Origin of the sequence: Candidatus Paracaedibacter acanthamoebae (genome assembly GCF_000742835.1) — a bacterium.
In the GTDB taxonomy this organism is placed as follows: domain Bacteria; phylum Pseudomonadota; class Alphaproteobacteria; order Paracaedibacterales; family Paracaedibacteraceae; genus Paracaedibacter; species Paracaedibacter acanthamoebae.
Genome location: NZ_CP008941.1, coordinates 2,115,904 through 2,134,336, shown reverse-complemented (window position 1 = coordinate 2,134,336; position 18,433 = coordinate 2,115,904). Strand labels below are relative to the sequence as shown.

General features: G+C 41.5%; 21 protein-coding genes. 12 read left to right on the top strand and 9 right to left on the bottom strand.

Annotated features, from left to right (window positions below; translation table 11 throughout):
- Window positions 1-447: 447 nt before the first annotated feature.
- From ID47_RS09865 to hemE, 5 genes are all read right to left on the bottom strand, one after another.
- Entirely contained in the window at window positions 448-1,353 is a 906-nt protein-coding gene (locus ID47_RS09865; RefSeq protein ID WP_038466084.1) for a LysR family transcriptional regulator, read from the bottom strand.
- A 497-nt stretch (window positions 1,354-1,850) separates the two neighbouring features.
- Complete coding sequence (rho, locus tag ID47_RS09860) at window positions 1,851-3,122, bottom strand: transcription termination factor Rho (protein ID WP_038466082.1); 1,272 nt, start codon at window positions 3,120-3,122, stop codon at window positions 1,851-1,853.
- A 19-nt stretch (window positions 3,123-3,141) separates the two neighbouring features.
- Window positions 3,142-3,585, bottom strand: coding sequence for a protoporphyrinogen oxidase HemJ (gene hemJ, locus ID47_RS09855; protein WP_051908827.1), 444 nt, complete (start codon window positions 3,583-3,585; stop codon window positions 3,142-3,144).
- Window positions 3,582-4,595: a ferrochelatase gene (hemH, locus tag ID47_RS09850; protein WP_038466079.1), complete on the bottom strand. Its 1,014-nt coding sequence runs from the start codon at window positions 4,593-4,595 to the stop codon at window positions 3,582-3,584. The genes hemJ and hemH overlap by 4 nt, the downstream gene beginning before the upstream one ends.
- Window positions 4,592-5,617, bottom strand: a complete 1,026-nt coding sequence (gene hemE / locus ID47_RS09845) for a uroporphyrinogen decarboxylase (RefSeq protein ID WP_038466077.1) — start codon at window positions 5,615-5,617, stop codon at window positions 4,592-4,594. The genes hemH and hemE overlap by 4 nt, the downstream gene beginning before the upstream one ends.
- A gap of 365 nt (window positions 5,618-5,982) precedes the next feature.
- Between hemE and ID47_RS09840 the strand changes: the two genes are divergently transcribed.
- The 7 genes from ID47_RS09840 (at window position 5,983) to ID47_RS13050 (ending at window position 9,687) form a co-directional block, all read left to right on the top strand.
- A complete protein-coding gene (locus ID47_RS09840; RefSeq protein WP_051908826.1) occupies window positions 5,983-6,597 on the top strand; it encodes a Maf family protein in 615 nt (204 codons plus the stop codon).
- A complete protein-coding gene (locus ID47_RS09835) occupies window positions 6,594-7,310 on the top strand; it encodes a shikimate dehydrogenase family protein (protein WP_038466075.1) in 717 nt (238 codons plus the stop codon). The genes ID47_RS09840 and ID47_RS09835 overlap by 4 nt, the downstream gene beginning before the upstream one ends.
- Window positions 7,307-7,891 (top strand): dephospho-CoA kinase, encoded by a 585-nt coding sequence (coaE, locus tag ID47_RS09830; protein ID WP_051908825.1) that lies wholly within the window; start codon window positions 7,307-7,309, stop codon window positions 7,889-7,891. The genes ID47_RS09835 and coaE overlap by 4 nt, the downstream gene beginning before the upstream one ends.
- Window positions 7,891-8,580: a DNA polymerase III subunit epsilon gene (gene dnaQ / locus ID47_RS09825; protein WP_038466073.1), complete on the top strand. Its 690-nt coding sequence runs from the start codon at window positions 7,891-7,893 to the stop codon at window positions 8,578-8,580. The genes coaE and dnaQ overlap by 1 nt, the downstream gene beginning before the upstream one ends.
- A gap of 140 nt (window positions 8,581-8,720) precedes the next feature.
- On the top strand, window positions 8,721-9,074 hold the full coding sequence (locus ID47_RS09820) for a hypothetical protein (protein WP_038466071.1): 354 nt from the start codon (window positions 8,721-8,723) through the stop codon (window positions 9,072-9,074).
- A gap of 15 nt (window positions 9,075-9,089) precedes the next feature.
- Window positions 9,090-9,407: a hypothetical protein gene (locus tag ID47_RS09815; RefSeq protein ID WP_156956734.1), complete on the top strand. Its 318-nt coding sequence runs from the start codon at window positions 9,090-9,092 to the stop codon at window positions 9,405-9,407.
- 130 nt (window positions 9,408-9,537) lie between these two features.
- Window positions 9,538-9,687 carry a hypothetical protein gene (locus ID47_RS13050; protein WP_156956733.1) on the top strand — a complete coding sequence of 50 codons (150 nt, stop codon included), beginning with the start codon at window positions 9,538-9,540 and terminating at the stop codon, window positions 9,685-9,687.
- Between the two features lie 407 nt (window positions 9,688-10,094).
- On the opposite strand, the gene ID47_RS09810 is transcribed toward ID47_RS13050, so the two are convergent.
- The 4 genes from ID47_RS09810 to ID47_RS09795 all read right to left on the bottom strand — a co-directional run bounded on the left by ID47_RS09810 (window position 10,095) and on the right by ID47_RS09795 (window position 13,541).
- On the bottom strand, window positions 10,095-10,589 hold the full coding sequence (locus ID47_RS09810) for a CarD family transcriptional regulator (protein WP_038466067.1): 495 nt from the start codon (window positions 10,587-10,589) through the stop codon (window positions 10,095-10,097).
- A 49-nt stretch (window positions 10,590-10,638) separates the two neighbouring features.
- Complete coding sequence (gene fdxA / locus ID47_RS09805) at window positions 10,639-10,977, bottom strand: ferredoxin FdxA (RefSeq protein WP_038466065.1); 339 nt, start codon at window positions 10,975-10,977, stop codon at window positions 10,639-10,641.
- Between the two features lie 105 nt (window positions 10,978-11,082).
- The gene (locus ID47_RS12065) at window positions 11,083-13,002 is read right to left on the bottom strand and encodes an ATP-binding protein (RefSeq protein ID WP_051908824.1); all 1,920 of its coding nucleotides are present in this window, start codon (window positions 13,000-13,002) and stop codon (window positions 11,083-11,085) included.
- A 2-nt stretch (window positions 13,003-13,004) separates the two neighbouring features.
- Window positions 13,005-13,541 (bottom strand): cytochrome b, encoded by a 537-nt coding sequence (locus ID47_RS09795; protein WP_051908823.1) that lies wholly within the window; start codon window positions 13,539-13,541, stop codon window positions 13,005-13,007.
- 86 nt (window positions 13,542-13,627) lie between these two features.
- Here ID47_RS09795 and ID47_RS09790 point away from each other — a divergent pair, with 86 nt between their 5' ends.
- The 5 genes from ID47_RS09790 to ID47_RS09770 all read left to right on the top strand — a co-directional run bounded on the left by ID47_RS09790 (window position 13,628) and on the right by ID47_RS09770 (window position 18,426).
- Window positions 13,628-14,647 carry an alpha/beta fold hydrolase gene (locus ID47_RS09790; protein ID WP_038466063.1) on the top strand — a complete coding sequence of 340 codons (1,020 nt, stop codon included), beginning with the start codon at window positions 13,628-13,630 and terminating at the stop codon, window positions 14,645-14,647.
- A 181-nt stretch (window positions 14,648-14,828) separates the two neighbouring features.
- Complete coding sequence (locus ID47_RS09785; protein WP_038466060.1) at window positions 14,829-15,770, top strand: ABC transporter substrate-binding protein; 942 nt, start codon at window positions 14,829-14,831, stop codon at window positions 15,768-15,770.
- Window positions 15,771-15,845: 75 nt separating this feature from the next.
- Entirely contained in the window at window positions 15,846-16,763 is a 918-nt protein-coding gene (locus tag ID47_RS09780; protein WP_051908822.1) for an ABC transporter substrate-binding protein, read from the top strand.
- Entirely contained in the window at window positions 16,760-17,647 is an 888-nt protein-coding gene (locus ID47_RS09775) for an ABC transporter permease (RefSeq protein WP_038466058.1), read from the top strand. The genes ID47_RS09780 and ID47_RS09775 overlap by 4 nt, the downstream gene beginning before the upstream one ends.
- Window positions 17,644-18,426, top strand: a complete 783-nt coding sequence (locus tag ID47_RS09770) for an ABC transporter ATP-binding protein (RefSeq protein ID WP_038466054.1) — start codon at window positions 17,644-17,646, stop codon at window positions 18,424-18,426. Before ID47_RS09775 ends, ID47_RS09770 begins: the two co-directional genes overlap by 4 nt.
- Window positions 18,427-18,433 lie beyond the last annotated feature (7 nt).

Below are 18,433 nucleotides of genomic sequence, written 5' to 3'. Positions count from 1 at the left end.
ACTTGTTCCGGGGTCTCGAACTCACATGAGTAATCGCTTGCCATCTCGAGTTCCCGGCTCTGCGGCCGGGAAAAGAAGGGGGGAAGAACGATTTCTATAAACAATGAGTGGATCCCCGGGCTTGATCCGGGGTCTTGAACTCACATGAGTAATCGCTTGCTATCTCGAGTTCCCGGATCTGCGGCCGGGAAGAAACTAATAATTTTTGTTAAGGGCAGAAAGCTTGTAAAATTCTCCTCCCTTTTATATTCCGCTATCTTGACTTTTTGAGAGGGGAAAAGGTATTAGAGTAAACGTATAGTTAAAAAAAACCATAATATCAATCAATAGTTGATTAAAAAAATAAGGAGAAAAATTATGCATAAAGTAAAATTAGAAAATACCACAGCTTTTCCTCAATTGTGCATTTCAATTATAAAAAACTAAACTAGTGTAAGGTAGAATAATTCATTTTTTTCTGCCTTCCCATTGGCTCACGTTTTTAGATAAATGCTTAAATAATAAATTAATTTTTTTAGAATTTTTTCGCTTTTCTGGAAAAGTATAATACATTTCGACCGCAGGCCCCGAAATTTCTGGCAAAACGTCTACAAGAGAAGAAGTTAAGGGAATAGATAAATCAGGTAACTCAACAATTCCATACCCATGAAGGGCACTATTGATCATACCGTTTAAAGAATCTATTTCAAAGTATGGTTTTCGCGATCCCTGTCCTTCTTGGATCCCAATATTTAGGAGCCAATTAGTGCTCCCATAAGGAGTATAATAATTGCTTCTATATACTATAAGACGATGATGGTTAAGCTCCTCAATGGTTCTCGGAGTCCCAAATTTTTTAAGGTAAGATTGACTAGCAAATAATTTTGTATGGGCAGTATAAAGATATTTTTGAATTAAGTGTGGTTGATGCAAAATTAGAGGACAAATTACTACATCACCTTCTGTAGGTTCAATATTCTCACTTCGAAGGAGAATCTTAATATTTATCTCTGGATGTCTTTCTAGAAAACCTTTTAGGGTTGGAACCAACCACTCGGAGCCACCAAATGGCATTGTAATAATTTTTAAATTCCCTTCGATCTCATCATTTTTTTCATAAAAAACTTTTTCAAAAGCTTCGTGCTCTTCAACCATTTTCTGTGCATGTATAAATAGCCGTTCTCCCTGAGGCGTCAGACGTACCCCTCTTGGTAATCGCTCAAAGAGCTGAGCTTTCATATTATATTCCAAATCACTAATAAGTTCGCTGAGTGATGGTTGGGTAACATTAAGTTTCCTTGCAGCCTTTGTTATATTTCCCTCTTTAGCCACCATATAAAAGGGTCTTAATTTTGATAGATCAATAGGTCTCATTGTTAAGGCTCCCTTTACTTAAGAAATACATATCACCTTTATATTAAGTATATTTTTTAAATAAAGGTTAATCTTGTGAATATATCTTCATTGATTAGGGATTTGAAATTTAAATTGTAAAAATCTCGAGCTCATATGAGCAATCGCTTGCCATCTCGAGTTCCCGGCTCTGCGGCCGGGAAGAGAAAGGTGGAAGAAAAAAGGAGATTCCATGGAGAAGAGTCGATGTCGTGCGCTCAAATAAAAATTACCTCATTCCGGACTTGATCCGGAGTCTCGACCTCCGATGAACAATCGCTTGTCATATCGAGTTCCCGGCTCTGCGGCCGGGAAAGAAGAGAGAATAAATAAAAAAAGGCCCTATCCCCGGACGTGATCCGGGGTCTCGACCTCCGATGAGCAATCGCTTGCCATATAGAGTTCCCGGCTCTGCGGCCGGGAAAAAAGAGAGAAGTAAGAAAAGGGAGAAATAAGAAAGGGGCCTTTAAGCCCCCCTTCTACGAATTCATTGATTGGAAAAAGTCCGCATTCGTTTTGCTATACTTCATCTTATCCACCAAGAATTCCATGGCTTCAATCGTGCCCATTGGGTTAAGGATACGACGGAGAACCCACATTTTTGTGAGCTCAGCCTTATCGGTGACCAACAACTCTTCTTTACGCGTTCCTGATTTGTTAATATCAATCGCTGGGAAGACGCGCTTATCAGATAGCTTACGATCCAGAACAATTTCAGCGTTACCGGTTCCCTTGAATTCTTCAAAAATGACTTCATCCATACGTGAGCCCGTTTCAATCAAAGCCGTCGCGATAATTGTTAAGGAGCCCCCTTCTTCGATATTACGGGCTGCTCCAAAAAAGCGTTTAGGACGTTGTAGAGCGTTCGCATCGACACCACCAGTCAGAACCTTACCAGAGGACGGAACAACCGTGTTGTAGGCTCTCGCTAGACGGGTAATAGAGTCTAAAAGAATAACCACATCCCGTTTTTGTTCCACCAGACGTTTGGCTTTTTCAATAACCATCTCAGCCACTTGCACATGCCGGGCTGCAGGTTCATCAAAAGTGGAAGAAACCACTTCGCCCTTAACAGACCGCGCCATATCGGTCACTTCTTCTGGCCGTTCATCAATCAACAGCACAATCAAGTAAACTTCTGGGTGGTTGGCGGTAATTGAATGGGCAATATTCTGCAGCATCACGGTTTTACCGGTGCGAGGCGGCGCCACGATAAGAGCACGCTGTCCCTTCCCCATCGGCGCGACCAAATCAATAACACGTTGCGACACCGTATTGTTGGCAATAGATTTCGTCGGTAATTCCATTTCTAGCGTGATACGTTCATCCGGATAGAGAGGGGTGAGATTATCAAAATTAATACGGTATTTAATATTTTCAGGTTCTTCAAAGTTAATCTTATTAACTTTAAGCAAAGCAAAATAGCGTTCCCCTTCTTTGGGGGATCGAATTTGTCCTTCGACTGTATCGCCTGTACGTAACCCAAACCGGCGCACTTGACTTGGGGAAACATAAATATCATCGGGACCTGGCAAGTAATTTGCCTCAGGCGAGCGCAAAAAACCAAATCCATCTTGAAGAATTTCAACAACACCGTCCCCAAAGATGGCAACATCCTTTTCAGCAAGTTTTTTTAAAATTGCGAAAACTAAATCCTGCTTGCGCATGGAGCTGGCGTTTTCGATTTCCAATCCCTCGGCCTTTGTCAACAATTCTGCCGGTGAGTGACGCTTAAGTTCTTGAAGATGCATAAATTTTCCCTGAAAGCAGTTAAAAAGGTTTGATCACCACACAAATAACGATAATCACCAATAAGATGGTCGGCACTTCATTGACAACGCGATAAAACCGCTCACTACGACAAAAGTTCCCTTGTTTAAAATCGTAATACCAGCTTCGTAGGAGGAAATGAAAGACCAACAGAAAAGTGATTGATAGTAATTTGGCGTGTAGCCATGGCATTTGCCACGTATCTCCAATAGTGGCAAGAGTTGCCCCCGATGTCAAGGAAAAAATCATGGCCGGCTGCATAATAAAGCGATAGAGCTTATCTTCCATCTGCAAAAAGGTGGCATGCATTTCAGTCCCGGCCGTCGTTTTACTATGATAAGCAAATAAACGGGGCAGATAAAAAAGCCCGGCCATCCAAGAAATGACACAAACAAGGTGAAAACTTTTAATCCAAAACCAGTAGTCAATAAGCACAGTCATCATGAACGACACCCACATTTTATAAATTGAGCCGGACAGCTCCCCGCTTGAGAAGATTGTTGGGCCGCGACTCGTTCTGCGACCAAACGCGCCAGGCCTCTGATAAAGGCTGGATGATCACCAACGGTTGGGACTCGACCATAATGGGGAATGTTTAATGCCAAAGCTTTTGCTTTAAAATCCATATCTAACTCCACTAAGGTTTCAGAATGATCAGAGACAAAGGCGATGGGAACCACAATAACACCAACTTGATCGATAGCGGTTTTGTTTAATTCATCCTCTAAACTGGGTCCCAACCACCGGAGAGGACCGACACGGCTTTGGTAACAAATCCGATGGTCCACCTTAAAGGCTTGCATAATGGCCGCCACACTTTGCTCGATTTGCCATTGGTAAGGATCGCCCTGCTCCACCAGTTTTTGAGGGATGCCGTGAGCTGAAAATAAAAGTCTTAAGGGAATATTTTGTGGGGATTGATCAAGTGTTCTCTGAATTAGCTCTTGGTAGGCCTGAATAAACCCCGGCTCTTGGAAATAACAGACTTGGTCGAGATTTTTAAGATTTCCCGCTAAGTCTCGCCACCGTTTTAAGCTGGAAGCTGTTGTGGTGGTCGAATATTGGGGATAGAGAGGAAGAGTAACGACTAAATCCGCGCCCCATGCTTTAACCGCAGCTACCGTCTCTTCCGTGAAGGGATGCCAATGCCGCATGGCAATGAAAGCCTTTGAGGTCCAACCGGGCAAAACCACCTGAAGACAAGCTTCAAGAGCCTGTTTCTGGCATTCAGTATTCTCCAAAAGAGGTGATTTTCCTCCTAACCTTTTATAAATATCTTGGGCTTTAGGGGTTCGTCTGGCTGCAATTAATCTGGCTAAAATCTGCCGGAAGGGACTTGGAAGAGAAATTATAGCCGGATCAGAAAACAAGTTGTACAAAAAGGGACGAACACTGTCTAAATGATCGGGTCCGCCAAGATTCATTAAAACAACAGCGAGTTTCTTCTGCGTCATGCAGCCTGCCTAACCAACTCACAGACCCGATCAACATGCGCAATTGGCGTGTGTGGTAAAATACCATGGCCTAAATTGAAGATAAAGGGTCGATTTTTTGCAACTTCTAAAATATGATACACTGCCCTTTCTAACTTTTCGCCACCTTCCACAAGAGTTTCAGGATCAAGATTGCCTTGAAGCGGGATATCCTGCGGCAATGATTGGTCAAGCGCTATCAAATTACTGTGCTGATCAACGCCAAAAGCAATTCCAAGTTTTTTTTGAGCAAGCTTGGCATAAGACTCTGAAATACCGCGACCAAAATAGATCAAGGGAATATCCCCAACACTTTGCCGCACAGTCGCTATAATCTGCCTCAGTGGCTTAAAGAGAACGTCCTCTCTAAGATCTGCAGGTACAAGGGCAGCCCAGGAATCAAAAATTTGTAAAACAGTGGCCCCAGCTTTCACTTGATTAATGAGATGCAAACTGATGGCTTGGGTCAAAATTTTCAATAAGGACTGAAGATTGTCAATGGTTGTTAAAGAGTGACGACTTAAAGAGAATTCGTTCCCCTTTCCCCCATCAATCATATAGGTTGCGATGGTCCAGGGTGAGCCTGCAAATCCAATCAAATCTTTTGAGGGTGCTAAACTGTTTTTGGTTTGCGAAATCGCTTCATAGACGGGAGCAAGGACCTGTTCAAAATCGGTCCAATCCGAAAAATGAGTGATAGCCTGCCAATCTAAGGGTTCTAACAGGGGGCCGTGGTTAGGAGCAAACTCCACTTTTTGTCCCAAGGCTTTGGGGATGACAAGAATATCACTAAAAATTATTGCGGCATCATAATCGAACCGACGGATTGGCTGCAGGGTCACTTCACTTGCTAAGTCAGGCGTAAAACAGAGTGTCCAGAAATTGCCTGCTTGTTCACGGGTTTGACGGTATTCAGGAAGATAGCGTCCAGCCTGACGCATCATCCAAAGAGCTGGACGATCGGTTTTTTGTCCAATAAGAGTTTTTGATAAGCGGTTTTCCATTACAATAATAATACTTATATATAATTAATAGTTGTTGTAGTGGATCCCTGTGAATAATGGGGATTAAAACTTATCCTTCAATTGTCCACAGAAATAGTTATCCACATTAGGATTCTTACTCAACCTAACCGAGTCTCGCTAAAAATCAAAGCATTGCGTGACATTTTATCACAGGAAAACTGTGGATAACTTTGTGAACTATGGGGATAATCAGAGATATTTTCCACAATTGTGGATAGTTTTCCACAACAGGAGAAAAATCCTTGGGAAACCTTTGGCAAAATGGCATAGTTATACACAGGTAAATTTTACTGTGCATAAGTACCCCGGTTATCCACGGGCTATTCAGAAAGTTCTTGACGGTTATGAACAAAGTTATCCACACCCCCACCCTTATCCTAGCGTCCCAAAGTTCGTCTCGAGCCAAAATACTTAAAAATGCAGATATTTTCTTTAAGGCGGTGCCATCCGCGGTGGACGAGGGAGAGATAAAATCCCGGGCAAAAGGTAAAGGATGGTCAATTCAAGAGACCGCTCTAGAACTAGCTAGGGCGAAAGCGCGTGTGGTAACACAGATTTATCCACAAGATTATATTATTGGGGCTGATCAGATGATGCAGTGTGACGGACGTTGGTTTGATAAGGCAGCTTCCTTGCAAGAGGCAAAGGACCAATTGCGATTTATTCAGGCCAAGCTACACACTCTGCCATCAGCTTGTGTTATCTTTCGTCAAGGGCAGGAAATCTGGTCTACCGTCGTGACGCCTGAATTGGCTGTGCGCCCTCTTTCTGATGCCTTTATTGACGCATATGTCGCTCGCTTAGGCGATGAAATCTTAAGGTCAGTTGGCTGTTATCAAGTGGAAGGGCTCGGAGCCCAACTCTTTGAGGAGATCAAAGGGGATATTTTCACAATTATGGGGTTGCCCTTATTATCCTTAATGGCGGAATTGCGTCGATTGGGAATTTTAATGTCATGAAACTTGCTGTTCTGGGGCAAAATATTGCTCATTCTTCCTCTCCTAAGCTTCATAATTTCTGGATACAGCAACATGGTTTGAAGGGGACGTATGAGCTGGTAGATAGAGACGCCAGTCAGATCCAGCAAGCCTTAGAAACTTATCATGGATTAAATATCACGGCACCTTATAAAGAAACAGTGATGTCTTATGTGGACACTTTAACGCCTTTAGCGCAAGAAGTTGGCGCCATCAATACGATTTATCGGTCAAAGGGAAGGCTAATCGGAGATAACACCGACTATCTTGCTCTCAAGGAAATAGTGGCAACTTTTCCTCAAGCAACAAACGCTTTGGTTCTGGGAAAGGGGGGCGCCGCAAAGGCTGCAATCATTGCTCTCAAACACTTGGGCATAGACTGTACTGTTTGTTCACGTCAAGAGGGCTGGGATAAGCGTCATGATCTTCTCACTGATATAAATGTGATCATTAATGCCACACCGCTGGGGTTGGAAGGAAAAGGAAATCCTTTAACAATGTTGCCACCTCATTCATCCCTTATCCTCGATATGGTCTACCAGCCGTTTGACACACCTCTCCTTAAAATGGCGCGAGCATCTGGCCATGAACCCAGGGATGGATTAGAATTACTAATCAGACAAGCCCAACATAGCTTCTTCCGATGGTGGAACATTCTACCTGATTATGAGTCGGCAAGGAAGCATCTGACATGATTATTATTGGATTGACAGGCTCGATGGCGAGCGGTAAATCAAGTCTCATCCGGCGAATTCGTACCCTCTTAAAATGGCCTATTTGGGATGCCGATGCTGAGGTTCAAAAACTATATCGTGATCACTTCATTATTCAACGGATCCTGCATCAATTTCCATCGGCAGCCACCAATCAAGAATTGGATCGACAGAAATTGAGGCAAGCTGTTTCAGAGGATCCAACTAGTTTGGCTAAGCTTGAGTCAATCCTTTACCCTGATTTAGGGAAGAGCCGGCGTCGGTTTTTGTGTCATCATCTACGGCTGAGAACGCCTGTCATTATTCTTGATATTCCCTTATTGTTTGAGAATAATCTGGAGAGCATATGTGATTTGACGGTTGTTATAAAGTGTTCAGATTGGTTGCAAAAACAACGAATTATGAAACGTCCAGGAATGACAGAATTTTTGATGCAGCGCCTATTGGCTAATCAAACATCCCAAAGGGAAAAGCAACGACGGGCAGATATTATAATTGATTCCAGTCTCAATCATCACCATACTTGGATTCAGTTTATGACAATGGTTGTGGGAGAAATGTAATGAGAGAGATTGTTTTAGATACGGAAACCACCGGTTTTAATCCCAAGACGGGCGATAGAATTATCGAAATCGGATGTATTGAGTTGCACAATCTCTTACCGACAGGCAAAACCTATCATACCTATGTCAATCCCCAACGAGATGTACCGCCCGGTGCGTCAAAGGTCAGCGGCATTACCACAGAGTTTTTATATGACAAACCGTTGTTTGTTCAAGTGGTTGATCCCTTTTTAGAGTTTATTGGGGATTCCCCACTCATTATTCACAATGCAAGTTTTGACATGGGGTTCATTAATGCGGAGTTAGAACGCTTGTGTCGTAATCCTTTATCCGTAATGCGAGCCATTGATACCGTGCAAATGGCGCGGCAAAAATTTCCTGGCTCTCCGGCCTCCTTGGATGCCCTTTGTCGTCGTTTTGGAATTGATTTATCCGCGCGTGTAACTCATGGAGCCTTATTGGACGCCGGCTTACTTGCGTCAGTTTACCTCGAACTGAAAGGAGGGCGCCAAGTTGCCTTTGCTTTTCAAGCAGAAAGCCAAAGTAGTCATGGCACGTTGGTTCAGGAAATTAGCCAGTATAAAGGCAGAGAATTCCGTCCTTCTCGGTCTTTTTCCCTGTCCGAAGAAGAGTGCCAACTCCATCAAGAATTTATCTCGGGCATAAAAAACGCTCTTTGGACACGTTAAGAGTATTATATACCAGCATCCTTAAGCAATTGTAAGCATACTTCTCAGAGGACTACCATAAATCTTGAAATTTTAAAAATTGCCTCCTATATGTAAAAAGAGGTTACAACTTTGGAACTATTTAATTTAGGGAGTAATTGATGAGATATTCTTTAGCTTTTTTAATGAGCCTCTTGATCTCTTCCCAATCTACCGCCCTGGCAATGGAAAAGGAGGCAGATGCAGGTTTATTTACGGCCCAAGATGTATCGGCGCAGAAATTTGTCACAGTATACCATGCGCAAGGCATTGATGGAATATTCTTATCCTCTGTCATCGAGGTCCTTGATCCCCATAAAGAAAAATTACATTATCTTCGTTCCGATGAGTATGTTCTTGATGAATCGGTGACAGCAGCATCTTTCTTGGAAATGCCAGAATTCAAAAATGGTAAAGGAGTCAATGACATAAATGCTTGGAAACGACAACGAGTGATTTGTGTCAGTTTTAATTAGATGGATACAACTGAAATGGATTCAGCATCAAGTTTTCTTCAGCGGTCGACAGGAATTCTAGGGTCAAAACTTTCAGATAGTATGCCAGGCAGCGAAAAATTAAGTACCATCCTTCATAACATTTGTTGCTATTATTTGCAGCCAAATCACACGGCTGAGACCATTCTGAAGATTTCTAAGGATCTTGTAAATTATTACGAAAATTTAGTCAAACTTACCAATCGTGCCTCTTTTCACCGTCTTCATACAATTAAAATTGATAAAAATATTTTTGAAAATATAGCCTTCCTGGCTCGACCCTATGGCCACGAGAGCCGGTCAGTGGCGAGATAGTAAAATTGTATGAGAGAAGTGCCATAAATGGCCGTTTGATCATAGTGACCTTTCATTATTATCCCATGATGAAGATAGTTCTGTTGAAGAATTTATTCCTAAATTTATAAAGAACCCTCAAGCACGTCTTTTGATTACCCATCCGTTACTTGCCAGCAAAGAAAATATTGAAATTTCCATTCAAAATTTTGCTGCGTCTAATATTCAAATTAATAATTTATCAGCAGAGGATTATATTTCACAAATTCCGATGGCGATTAAGAAATTAATTAACCAATAAGATAGCTAGCTAAATTTCTGTCGAACGCTGGGTAAAAGACCTTTATCCAGTCTTTTATTTTTCTATAATGTCGTCAACCTTAGGGGAATCCGTACAAGGAATGGTAGGAGAAATACTATAAATACCACAGTCGTATTTTTAAATAATGTGCGATACAAAGATGCAATCAGAGTTTTGAATCTAGACTTTTAGCATTCGAAGGGATCTAAAGCTGGAATTATTGTCAATCCCTTCGGCGCCCCTTATCTAAATAAAGGGTGATAGGGCCAACGTTCGTCTGGTACCCTCTCCTGAACTCTAGAAAAAATTGTAATTAAGCTTATTCTAGATCTTCTAGAGGTGGGATATGGTCGTTATAAAAAGAGTGTTCGTATGACAAGCTTCGCTCTTATCAAAATAAGAGCCAATTAAGCAGCTTTAAGTAATTCTTCTACTTTTTCAAGAGCTGTGTTTTGATCAATGCTTTCGATAGCAGCGAGTTCGCGGGCAAAGCGATCGATGGCAGCTTGGTAAATTTGACGTTCGCTATAGGATTGGTCATTTTTTGTATCTGACTTATAAAGGTCACGAATGACTTCAGCCAGGAAAATAGGGTTTCCGGAATTGATCTTGTTTTCGTATTCTTGGGCGCGGCGGCTCCATAAAACTTTTTTTTGGCGGATTTTACACCGAAGAGTGTCAAGGGCTTTGTCCATTTCAGCATGACTTGAGAGGGCACGTAAACCAGATGCTTTGGCTTTGGCAAGCGGAATGCGCATCAGCATTTTATCTTTTTCAAAGGAAATAACAATTAATTCAACCTTAAAACCGGCGACTTCTTGATTTTCATAGGCGACTACTTGGCCTAATCCGTGGCTTGGATAAATAACATGCTGTCTAACGTCAAAGTTTTTCTTTTCCATGGCATATTTCCTTTCTTTACGGTGCTGCAAAATAAAAGAGGGCTTTTATTTAATTTCCTGTTCCAGGATTTTTTGAGAAATGAAGCTCAAATTTATTTTTTACTTCGAGCCAATCGCGAGCATCAGAAGGTTCAGTTCCTTTGCGATTGATATTTGGCCAAACCCCTGCGTATTGGCGATTGATTTCGACCCATTTTTCCATACTATCCATGGTGTCTGGTTGAATTGCTTCTGCCGGACATTCTGGCTCACACACCCCGCAATCGATACATTCATCAGGATTAATGACCAGCATGTTTTCACCCTCGTAAAAACAATCGACGGGACAAACTTCAACACAATCCATGAATTTGCATCGCACGCAAGAATCTGTAACAACGTAAGTCATTAACTGACCTTTCTTCTTATAATTGCGCTGTATAGCAACACTTTATTTTCACATTTTCATAATACTATCATAGATTTATTTGTTCGACAACTGTTTGCGAGAAATCTATATTTTTTCTAGAATAGAGTTAATATTTGAAATTGAAACTGTGAATTTTTGTCGCAACTCCACGATAAGATCCTGGGGGCGGGTGTTGCCTGTTTTTGTGATCATTGTAATCGCGCGCGCTGTGTTAGCAACTTCTCTGATGCCAAGGTTTTCAGACATTCCTGTTAATGTATGGGCACTTTTATGAGATTCTTCGACGTCTTCTTCTGCTTCCAGTTTGGTAATTAAATCATCTGCATCCGTTTTATATGTATTGAGAAGCCTAATCATGGTCTCCCGCCCGATTTCATTGAGGAGACTGTAAATGAAACCATGATCAATAATATTCATTTCTTTTTTGAAATTTTGAGCGTCTGTTGCAGAGGGCGCATATTGGCGAATCAATTGAATGATGGCTTGCTTATTCACAGGTTTGGTAGCAACGTCATTGAAACCAGCTTCTCTGAACTCCTCAAGGGACGTTGTGATGGTATCAGCTGTAAAAGCAATAATAGGGATATTTTGTCCAACAGGTGTACTGCGGAGTGATTTTGTTGCGGTAAAACCATCCACTTCTGGCATATTAATGTCCATAAATATCAAATCAAAAGTCTCAGTTTTCACCATCGTTAAGGCTTCTTTTCCATTCTTAGCAATGCTAACCTTTTGACCAAGATTTTTGAGGATCCCCTCAATCACCTGTTGATTAATGGTATTGTCTTCGGCCACCAGAATTTTAAGCTCGGGAATCGCCTCAAGAGAGGAGGGCGTCTCAGATGGTTGGGGCGTATCAGCAATTGGAAATGGTATGGTGAACCAGAAAGTACTGCCTTTTCCAATCGTGCTTTGAACACCGATATCGCCGCCCATTAAGGTGACAAGTTTTTTACAAATAGAAAGTCCTAAGCCCGTCCCGCCATGGGTTCTTACTGTTGAGGGGCTGGCCTGAGTAAAATCCTGGAATAAGCTCGGGATAATGTCAGGAGAAATTCCGATTCCTGTGTCTGTAATCCTAAATAATAAAGAAACTTTTTCTGGATCAAGTTGATGGCGTTTGACAGTTATATTAATTTCACCGATATTGGTAAATTTAATGGCGTTGTTAATGAGATTGATCAATATTTGTTGCAAACGTACCTGATCGCCCACTAAATACTGAGGCACACTTTCGTCGAGAGTATAGAAAAGGCTGATATCTTTCGCAGCGGCCAACGGCGTTAAAATATTTTTTATATTGGCCATGACGCTGTAAAGATCAAAATCTACCCGTTCTAATTCTAATTTACCGGATGCAATTTTAGAAACATCCAAAATATCATTGACTAAGGTCAATAGCATCTGAGTTGATGACAATATTGTGTGGACATAAGATCGTTGATTTTCATCGAGATCTGTGGCCGATAACACGTTCGCCATTCCCATAATACCACTGAGCGGTGTTCTTAACTCATGATTAAGAGACGCGATAAACTTTGATTTTGTTTGAGATGTTTTTTCGGCTTCTTCGATGGTTCGTTCTAATTGGTCTTGTAAAACCCGATAGGAGTTAATATTAACGACAGTCGCCATATAGGAATTAAGACCATTAGAGCCTGGATGAGTATGAGTGGTAACAAGCAAGCTAACATAATGACCGGCGCGGTGTCGTAATCGATATTCTATTTGCTTTTTTTGGTTTTTTCCTTGGCGTCTGTCATCCACATAGGCTAGCGTTCTGGAGCGGTCATCTGGATGAATAATATTATCCCACCATTCTTCCGATAACAGATTTTCATCATCATGATTATATCCTAGCATCTCAATAAGACGATCAGAAATATAGAACTTGTCATTTTGAATAATGCAAAACCCATCTAAGCATTCTTTGAACCCTTCCAAGATCCAGTTTTGCTTGATATTATCAGGCGTATCTTCTGTTTTTGATTGCCAAAATACCATGCTTAATGTCCTTTGATCATGCGACGCAACAGGTTATTTTTTAAAATCCATTGATGATAGAGCGCGGCTATAAAATGAAGACAAATCATCCCAATCAAAATCTTTCCAGTGTAGCCGTGAATTTGCCATGCTAATTTTCCAAGGGATGGATTCTTCTCAATAAGAGTGGGTAAAGTGAACCAGCCAAAAAGTGAAATGGGGTGGCCGCCACCTTGAGACATGATAATACCTGATACAGGCATCATCAGCATGAGGATATAGAGAACGGGTGCACTCAATCGAGACGCAAGACCCGGCGTCGGAACGGTGGGTGTCGTGTTTATCCAACGCCAAATTAATCGCAAAATAATTAAAGCCAAAATAATGACCCCCAAGGATTTATGGTATCCATACAATTCAAATTTTTCGGGTGAATTAACCATATCGACCATGATTAAGCCGACATATAAAAGACCAAGAATGAGGAAGGCAATGCTCCAATGGAACAGGCGTGCTACGATTCCCCAACTGTTGGTCTCATTCTTAAGATTCAGATTCATCAGATTATTCCTAGAGTAGTTGATTTTTTACTAAAACTAAATCTATTCTAAATATATTCCTACATTAAACTCAGACCCAATAAAAAATGGTTAAGGTTTTGCTCAAAAAATTATTAATTTTATTGGTAATATTTTGCCCCTCTCTCAATGCTGAGCCAATTTATGGACTTTTCAAAAGTTATGATCAGCTTAAGATTCGGACAGCCCAATGGGAAGCCACTGGCAAAAAGCGAGGCACCTTATTTTTTCTTCAAGGGATGGGCGGATTTATTGAGGGATACACTGATTTTGCGTCACGAATGAATGCACTGGGATTTGATGTTTTTACTCTCGATTGGCGCGGTCAAGGGGGATCAGAACGGATTACCAAAAAAAGTACTCTTCTCCACATTAAAAGTTTTGATGATTACGTAAAGGATTTAGAAACTTATTTTGCTCAGCAAAGGGAATTTGCTCGCCCTATTATTATAGTTGGTAATTCTATGGGCGGTAATATTGCTTTGCGTTATATCTATAATCACCCTAATTCTGTGGATGGATTGATCGCATTATCCCCGATGGTGGATGTAAACACCCAAAACTATCCTTATTTTGTCGCTCGATCTATCGCCAACCTAGCCAGTACTCTCGGCGGGTCAGAAAGTTATGTTTTTGGCTATGATCAATTTAATTTGGATACGTGTATATCTCATTTTGATCCTGAAAAATATGGGGATCGGGAAAAGTATTTATCTGATTGTGTCTTTCTAAATTCCCATCAAGATTTAGCCACAGGGGGACCCAGTTTTTCATGGTTAGCGGCTGCCTTTGATTCGTGCGACTTGATTAAAGATTATGATTTCAGTTCTAGAATTTTGATCCCGGTTTTAATGGTCACTGTTCCAAATGACCACCTTGTGGATCCGGATGCCCAACGTGAACTTTGTGCTATTATCCCTAAATGCCGCCAAATTCTTTATCAAGAAGGGCACCACAATTTATTAAAAGATAATGAAAAATTGGTGGCCCGCTTAATTCATGATATTGATCGCTTTGTTAAGGACTTGCCATCCTTACAAAAGGGCGTTCCCCAATCAATTTTAGTTATGAATAACACGGATCGATAAAAAAATTTGACAAATCTGGGGTATATGACTATATCCTAACAATAAGTGGGCTTTATCCACACAACCGAGAAAGTAATGTAATGTTAGGACTTAACTACTCTCACTCATGGCGATGGCGGCATCATCACAGCTGTTGATGATATCGTTTTTCTATGTCCATGTTTTGATTGTAGGTGCCTAAATGTTTAAAATTATTGTTGTTCTTCATACCCTCGTTCTAAGCTCATTCTGTTCAATTCAAGCAAAACCGCTTGTCGCTATTACCAAAATTGCGCCTCACCCTTCATTGGATGCTGTTGAAAAAGGCATTAAGGACGGTTTGAAAGAGTCGGGCATTGAGGCTGACTATCAGTCAGATAATGCCCAAGGAAGTATTTCTACAGCCGTTCAAATTGCTAAAAAATATGGTGGATTAAAGCCCGCTGTTATTATTCCAATTACCACACCGTCGGCCCAAACTGTTTATCAAGTGGCCTCTTCTGAAAAGATCCCGGTTGTTTTTGCGGCGGTGTCCGACCCTGTTGCCGCTAAACTCGTCGATGCTCAGACTAAAACGGGTAACACCATAACCGGTGTTAGTGATTTATCCCCCATTTCTGATCAAATAGAGCTGATTCAAACCTTGCAACCTTCAGTCAAGAAAATCGGAATTTTATACAATCCTGGGGAATCTAACTCTGTTGCCCTTACGGATTTATTTAAGTCGCAAGCCATCGCTAAAGGATTAGAAATTAAGCTTTTCCCCTGTTTATCGATTGTGGATCTGGGAACTGTTAGTAAAAAAATAAAGGGCAAAGTTGATGCCGTATACATCCCGAATGATAATACAATTATTTCGGGCCTCGATATGGTTTTAAAAACCCTTGATGATTTACCGGTTTATGCAGCAGATCCCGAATCTATTAGCCGAGGTTGTTTAGCCAGTGCTGCCATGGGCCAATACGAAATTGGACTAGAAACAGGCAAATTGGCAGCCCGCGTCCTTAAAGGGGAGAATCCCTCCTTTATACCCGTGGTCCAGGCGACGGCGGTCCATGTCACCCTTAATCAGAAGGTGGCTCATAAGCTGAAGATTGAAATTCCTCATTCTTTAAAGAAAAATGCGACAATTATAGGAGATTAATATGCATTGTCATCATCATTGTTCCTCATGTCAGAGCCCTGTTAGACGAAAATTCAAATTCCAAAGAGATCTATTATGTTTTCAAATTTTATTAAAACCATTGTCCTTTTAACCTTTTATAGTTGTCCCTTACTGGCCAAAACAATTGGCATTATTCAAGTCATTGAGCACCCGGCGCTTGATGCAACGCGGCTGGGATTAATTGACACCTTTCAAAAAACACAGCCCGATCTTAAAGTAACATGGCGCTCTGCCCAGGGAAATATGACAACCGCCATTCAGGTGGCCCAAGCTTTTGTCGGTCAAAAGGTTGATGTGATTGTGGCACTCGGAACGACCCCTGCTCAAGCCGCTGTTAAGGCTTGCCAAGAAACAAATATTCCGGTGATTTTTGCTTCGGTAACAGATCCAGAATCTGCAGGCCTTAAGGGGAAGGCAACAGGAATTTCCAATTTTGTCGATGTCGATCAACAAATAAAATCTATTCAACACCTTCTTCCTTCTTTAAAAAAACTCGGTATTATTTATAATCCCGGTGAGGCAAATTCAGAAAAATTATTGGTGTTAACCCGCCAAGCTTGTCAGCATAAAGGACTTACCTTAGAGTGTGCTGTTGCCTTAAAAACCGCCGATGTCCTAGTGGCCGCTAAGAAACTAGCCGGTAAGGTGGATGCCATCTTCATCAATAATGACAATACAGCGTTAGCTGCTTTTCCATCCATTGTCGGGGTTGCCGATGCAACCCGCCTGCCTGTCTTTGCCAGCGATGCGGACTTAATTAAAACTGGCGCTTTGGCTGTTTTAGGGCCTGATCAATACCAAATAGGGGTGCAAACAGCCAAAATGGTCCAAAAAATAATCAATGAAGAGGCCGATTTACAAACCCTTTCCATTGAATATCCGGATTCCGTCGACTTATATATCAATAAAGAAAAAGTTAATTTTTTAGGCTTGACCATCGAGTCAGTCCTCAGCAATAAGGATCAATCATGAATATTTTACAATTTACAGGGGCCGTCGAACTTGGGTTGATCTATAGCTTAGTTGCCTTAGGTGTCTTTTTATCTTTTCGTGTTTTGAAATTTCCAGATTTAACTGTGGATGGCAGCTTTCCACTTGGTGCCGCTGTTACAGCCTCTTTAATTTCCGTCGGGATTAATCCGCTGGTCGCCACATTGGTCGCTTTTGCTGCGGGGTCTGTAGCAGGTTTGATCACAGCGACTCTCTTCACTCGCTTTAAGATTACAGATCTCATTGCAGGCATCATCACCATGACAGCCCTTTATTCCATCAATATTCGGGTGATGCAAGGACGACCAAATTTAAGTATTGTGGATAAACAAACCCTTATTAGCCAGCTGAAGACTTTGCTTCGACCTTTTGTCGATTCATTTGCGTTAGGGGCAGCCTTATTCATTTTGGTCGGTGGGATTGTCTTTTTGTGCTACTACTTTTTGTCAAGCCAGTATGGATTAGCCCTTCGTGCCACAGGTAATAATGCGCAAATGGCACGTGCCAATGGCATTGCCGACCGACGTATGATTCAAGTTGGGTTAGCTGTATCAAACGGATTGGTTGCTTTGGGAGGCTCCTTATTTGCCCAAGAAAGTGCTTTTGGAGACATCAATATTGGGATTGGCACGATTGTTTCTGGTTTGTCGGGTGTCATTTTGGGGGAAGCATTTTTCCCTTCTCGGCGATTAATATTTCAAATTTTTGCCTGCGTCCTGGGAGCTCTGGCGGACAGATTTATTCTTACATTTGCTTTAAATATCGATGGAATTGGTTTAGAGCCAACCGATTTAAATTTAATTAGAGCGGCAATCTTGGCGACAGCTATCATTCTTTCTAACGTTATCAAAGGAATCAAATCATGATTACCCTCAACAATATTCACCTTACATTTGCCCCGAATACAGTTCGAGAAAAAAAAGCTCTGGTTGATTTGTCTTTGCAAATCAATGAAGGAGACTTTATCACCGTCATCGGTAGCAATGGTGCGGGCAAATCCACTTTACTGAATACAATATCAGGAGAATATATTCCTGATGCTGGCTCTATTTTAATAGATGACGAAAATGTCACGACATTGCCAGCCCAACGCCGGGCTCATATGGTAGCTCGTGTCTTTCAAGATCCGCTGGCTGGAACGTGTGGCGAGTTGACAATTGCTGAAAATTTAGCCTTAGCTGATCGCCGGGGATTTAGAAGAGGGATTGGTCGTGCTTTAAATTCTAAAAATAAAGGCTCCTATAAGGATATATTAGGTCATCTTAATCTTGGTTTGGAATATCGTTTAGATACGGCCATGTCGCTCCTATCCGGTGGACAGCGTCAGGCCATTAGCCTGTTAATGGCAACCATGAGTCCCTTAAAGATTCTATTACTGGATGAGCATACCTCGGCCCTTGATCCTAAGACAGCGGCTTTTGTGATGGACCTAACACAACAGGTTATCACCGAAAAGAACCTAACAGCGTTAATGGTAACTCATAGTTTGCATCAAGCGCTGCACTATGGAAATCGAACGATTATGCTGCATGAAGGAAAAGTTATCTATGATGTCTCAGGAAAGGAAAGAGAGAAAATGACCATCGACGATGTTATGGGGTTATTTTCTAATAAATTGGACGATGATCGCTTAATATTAACATAAAAATGGG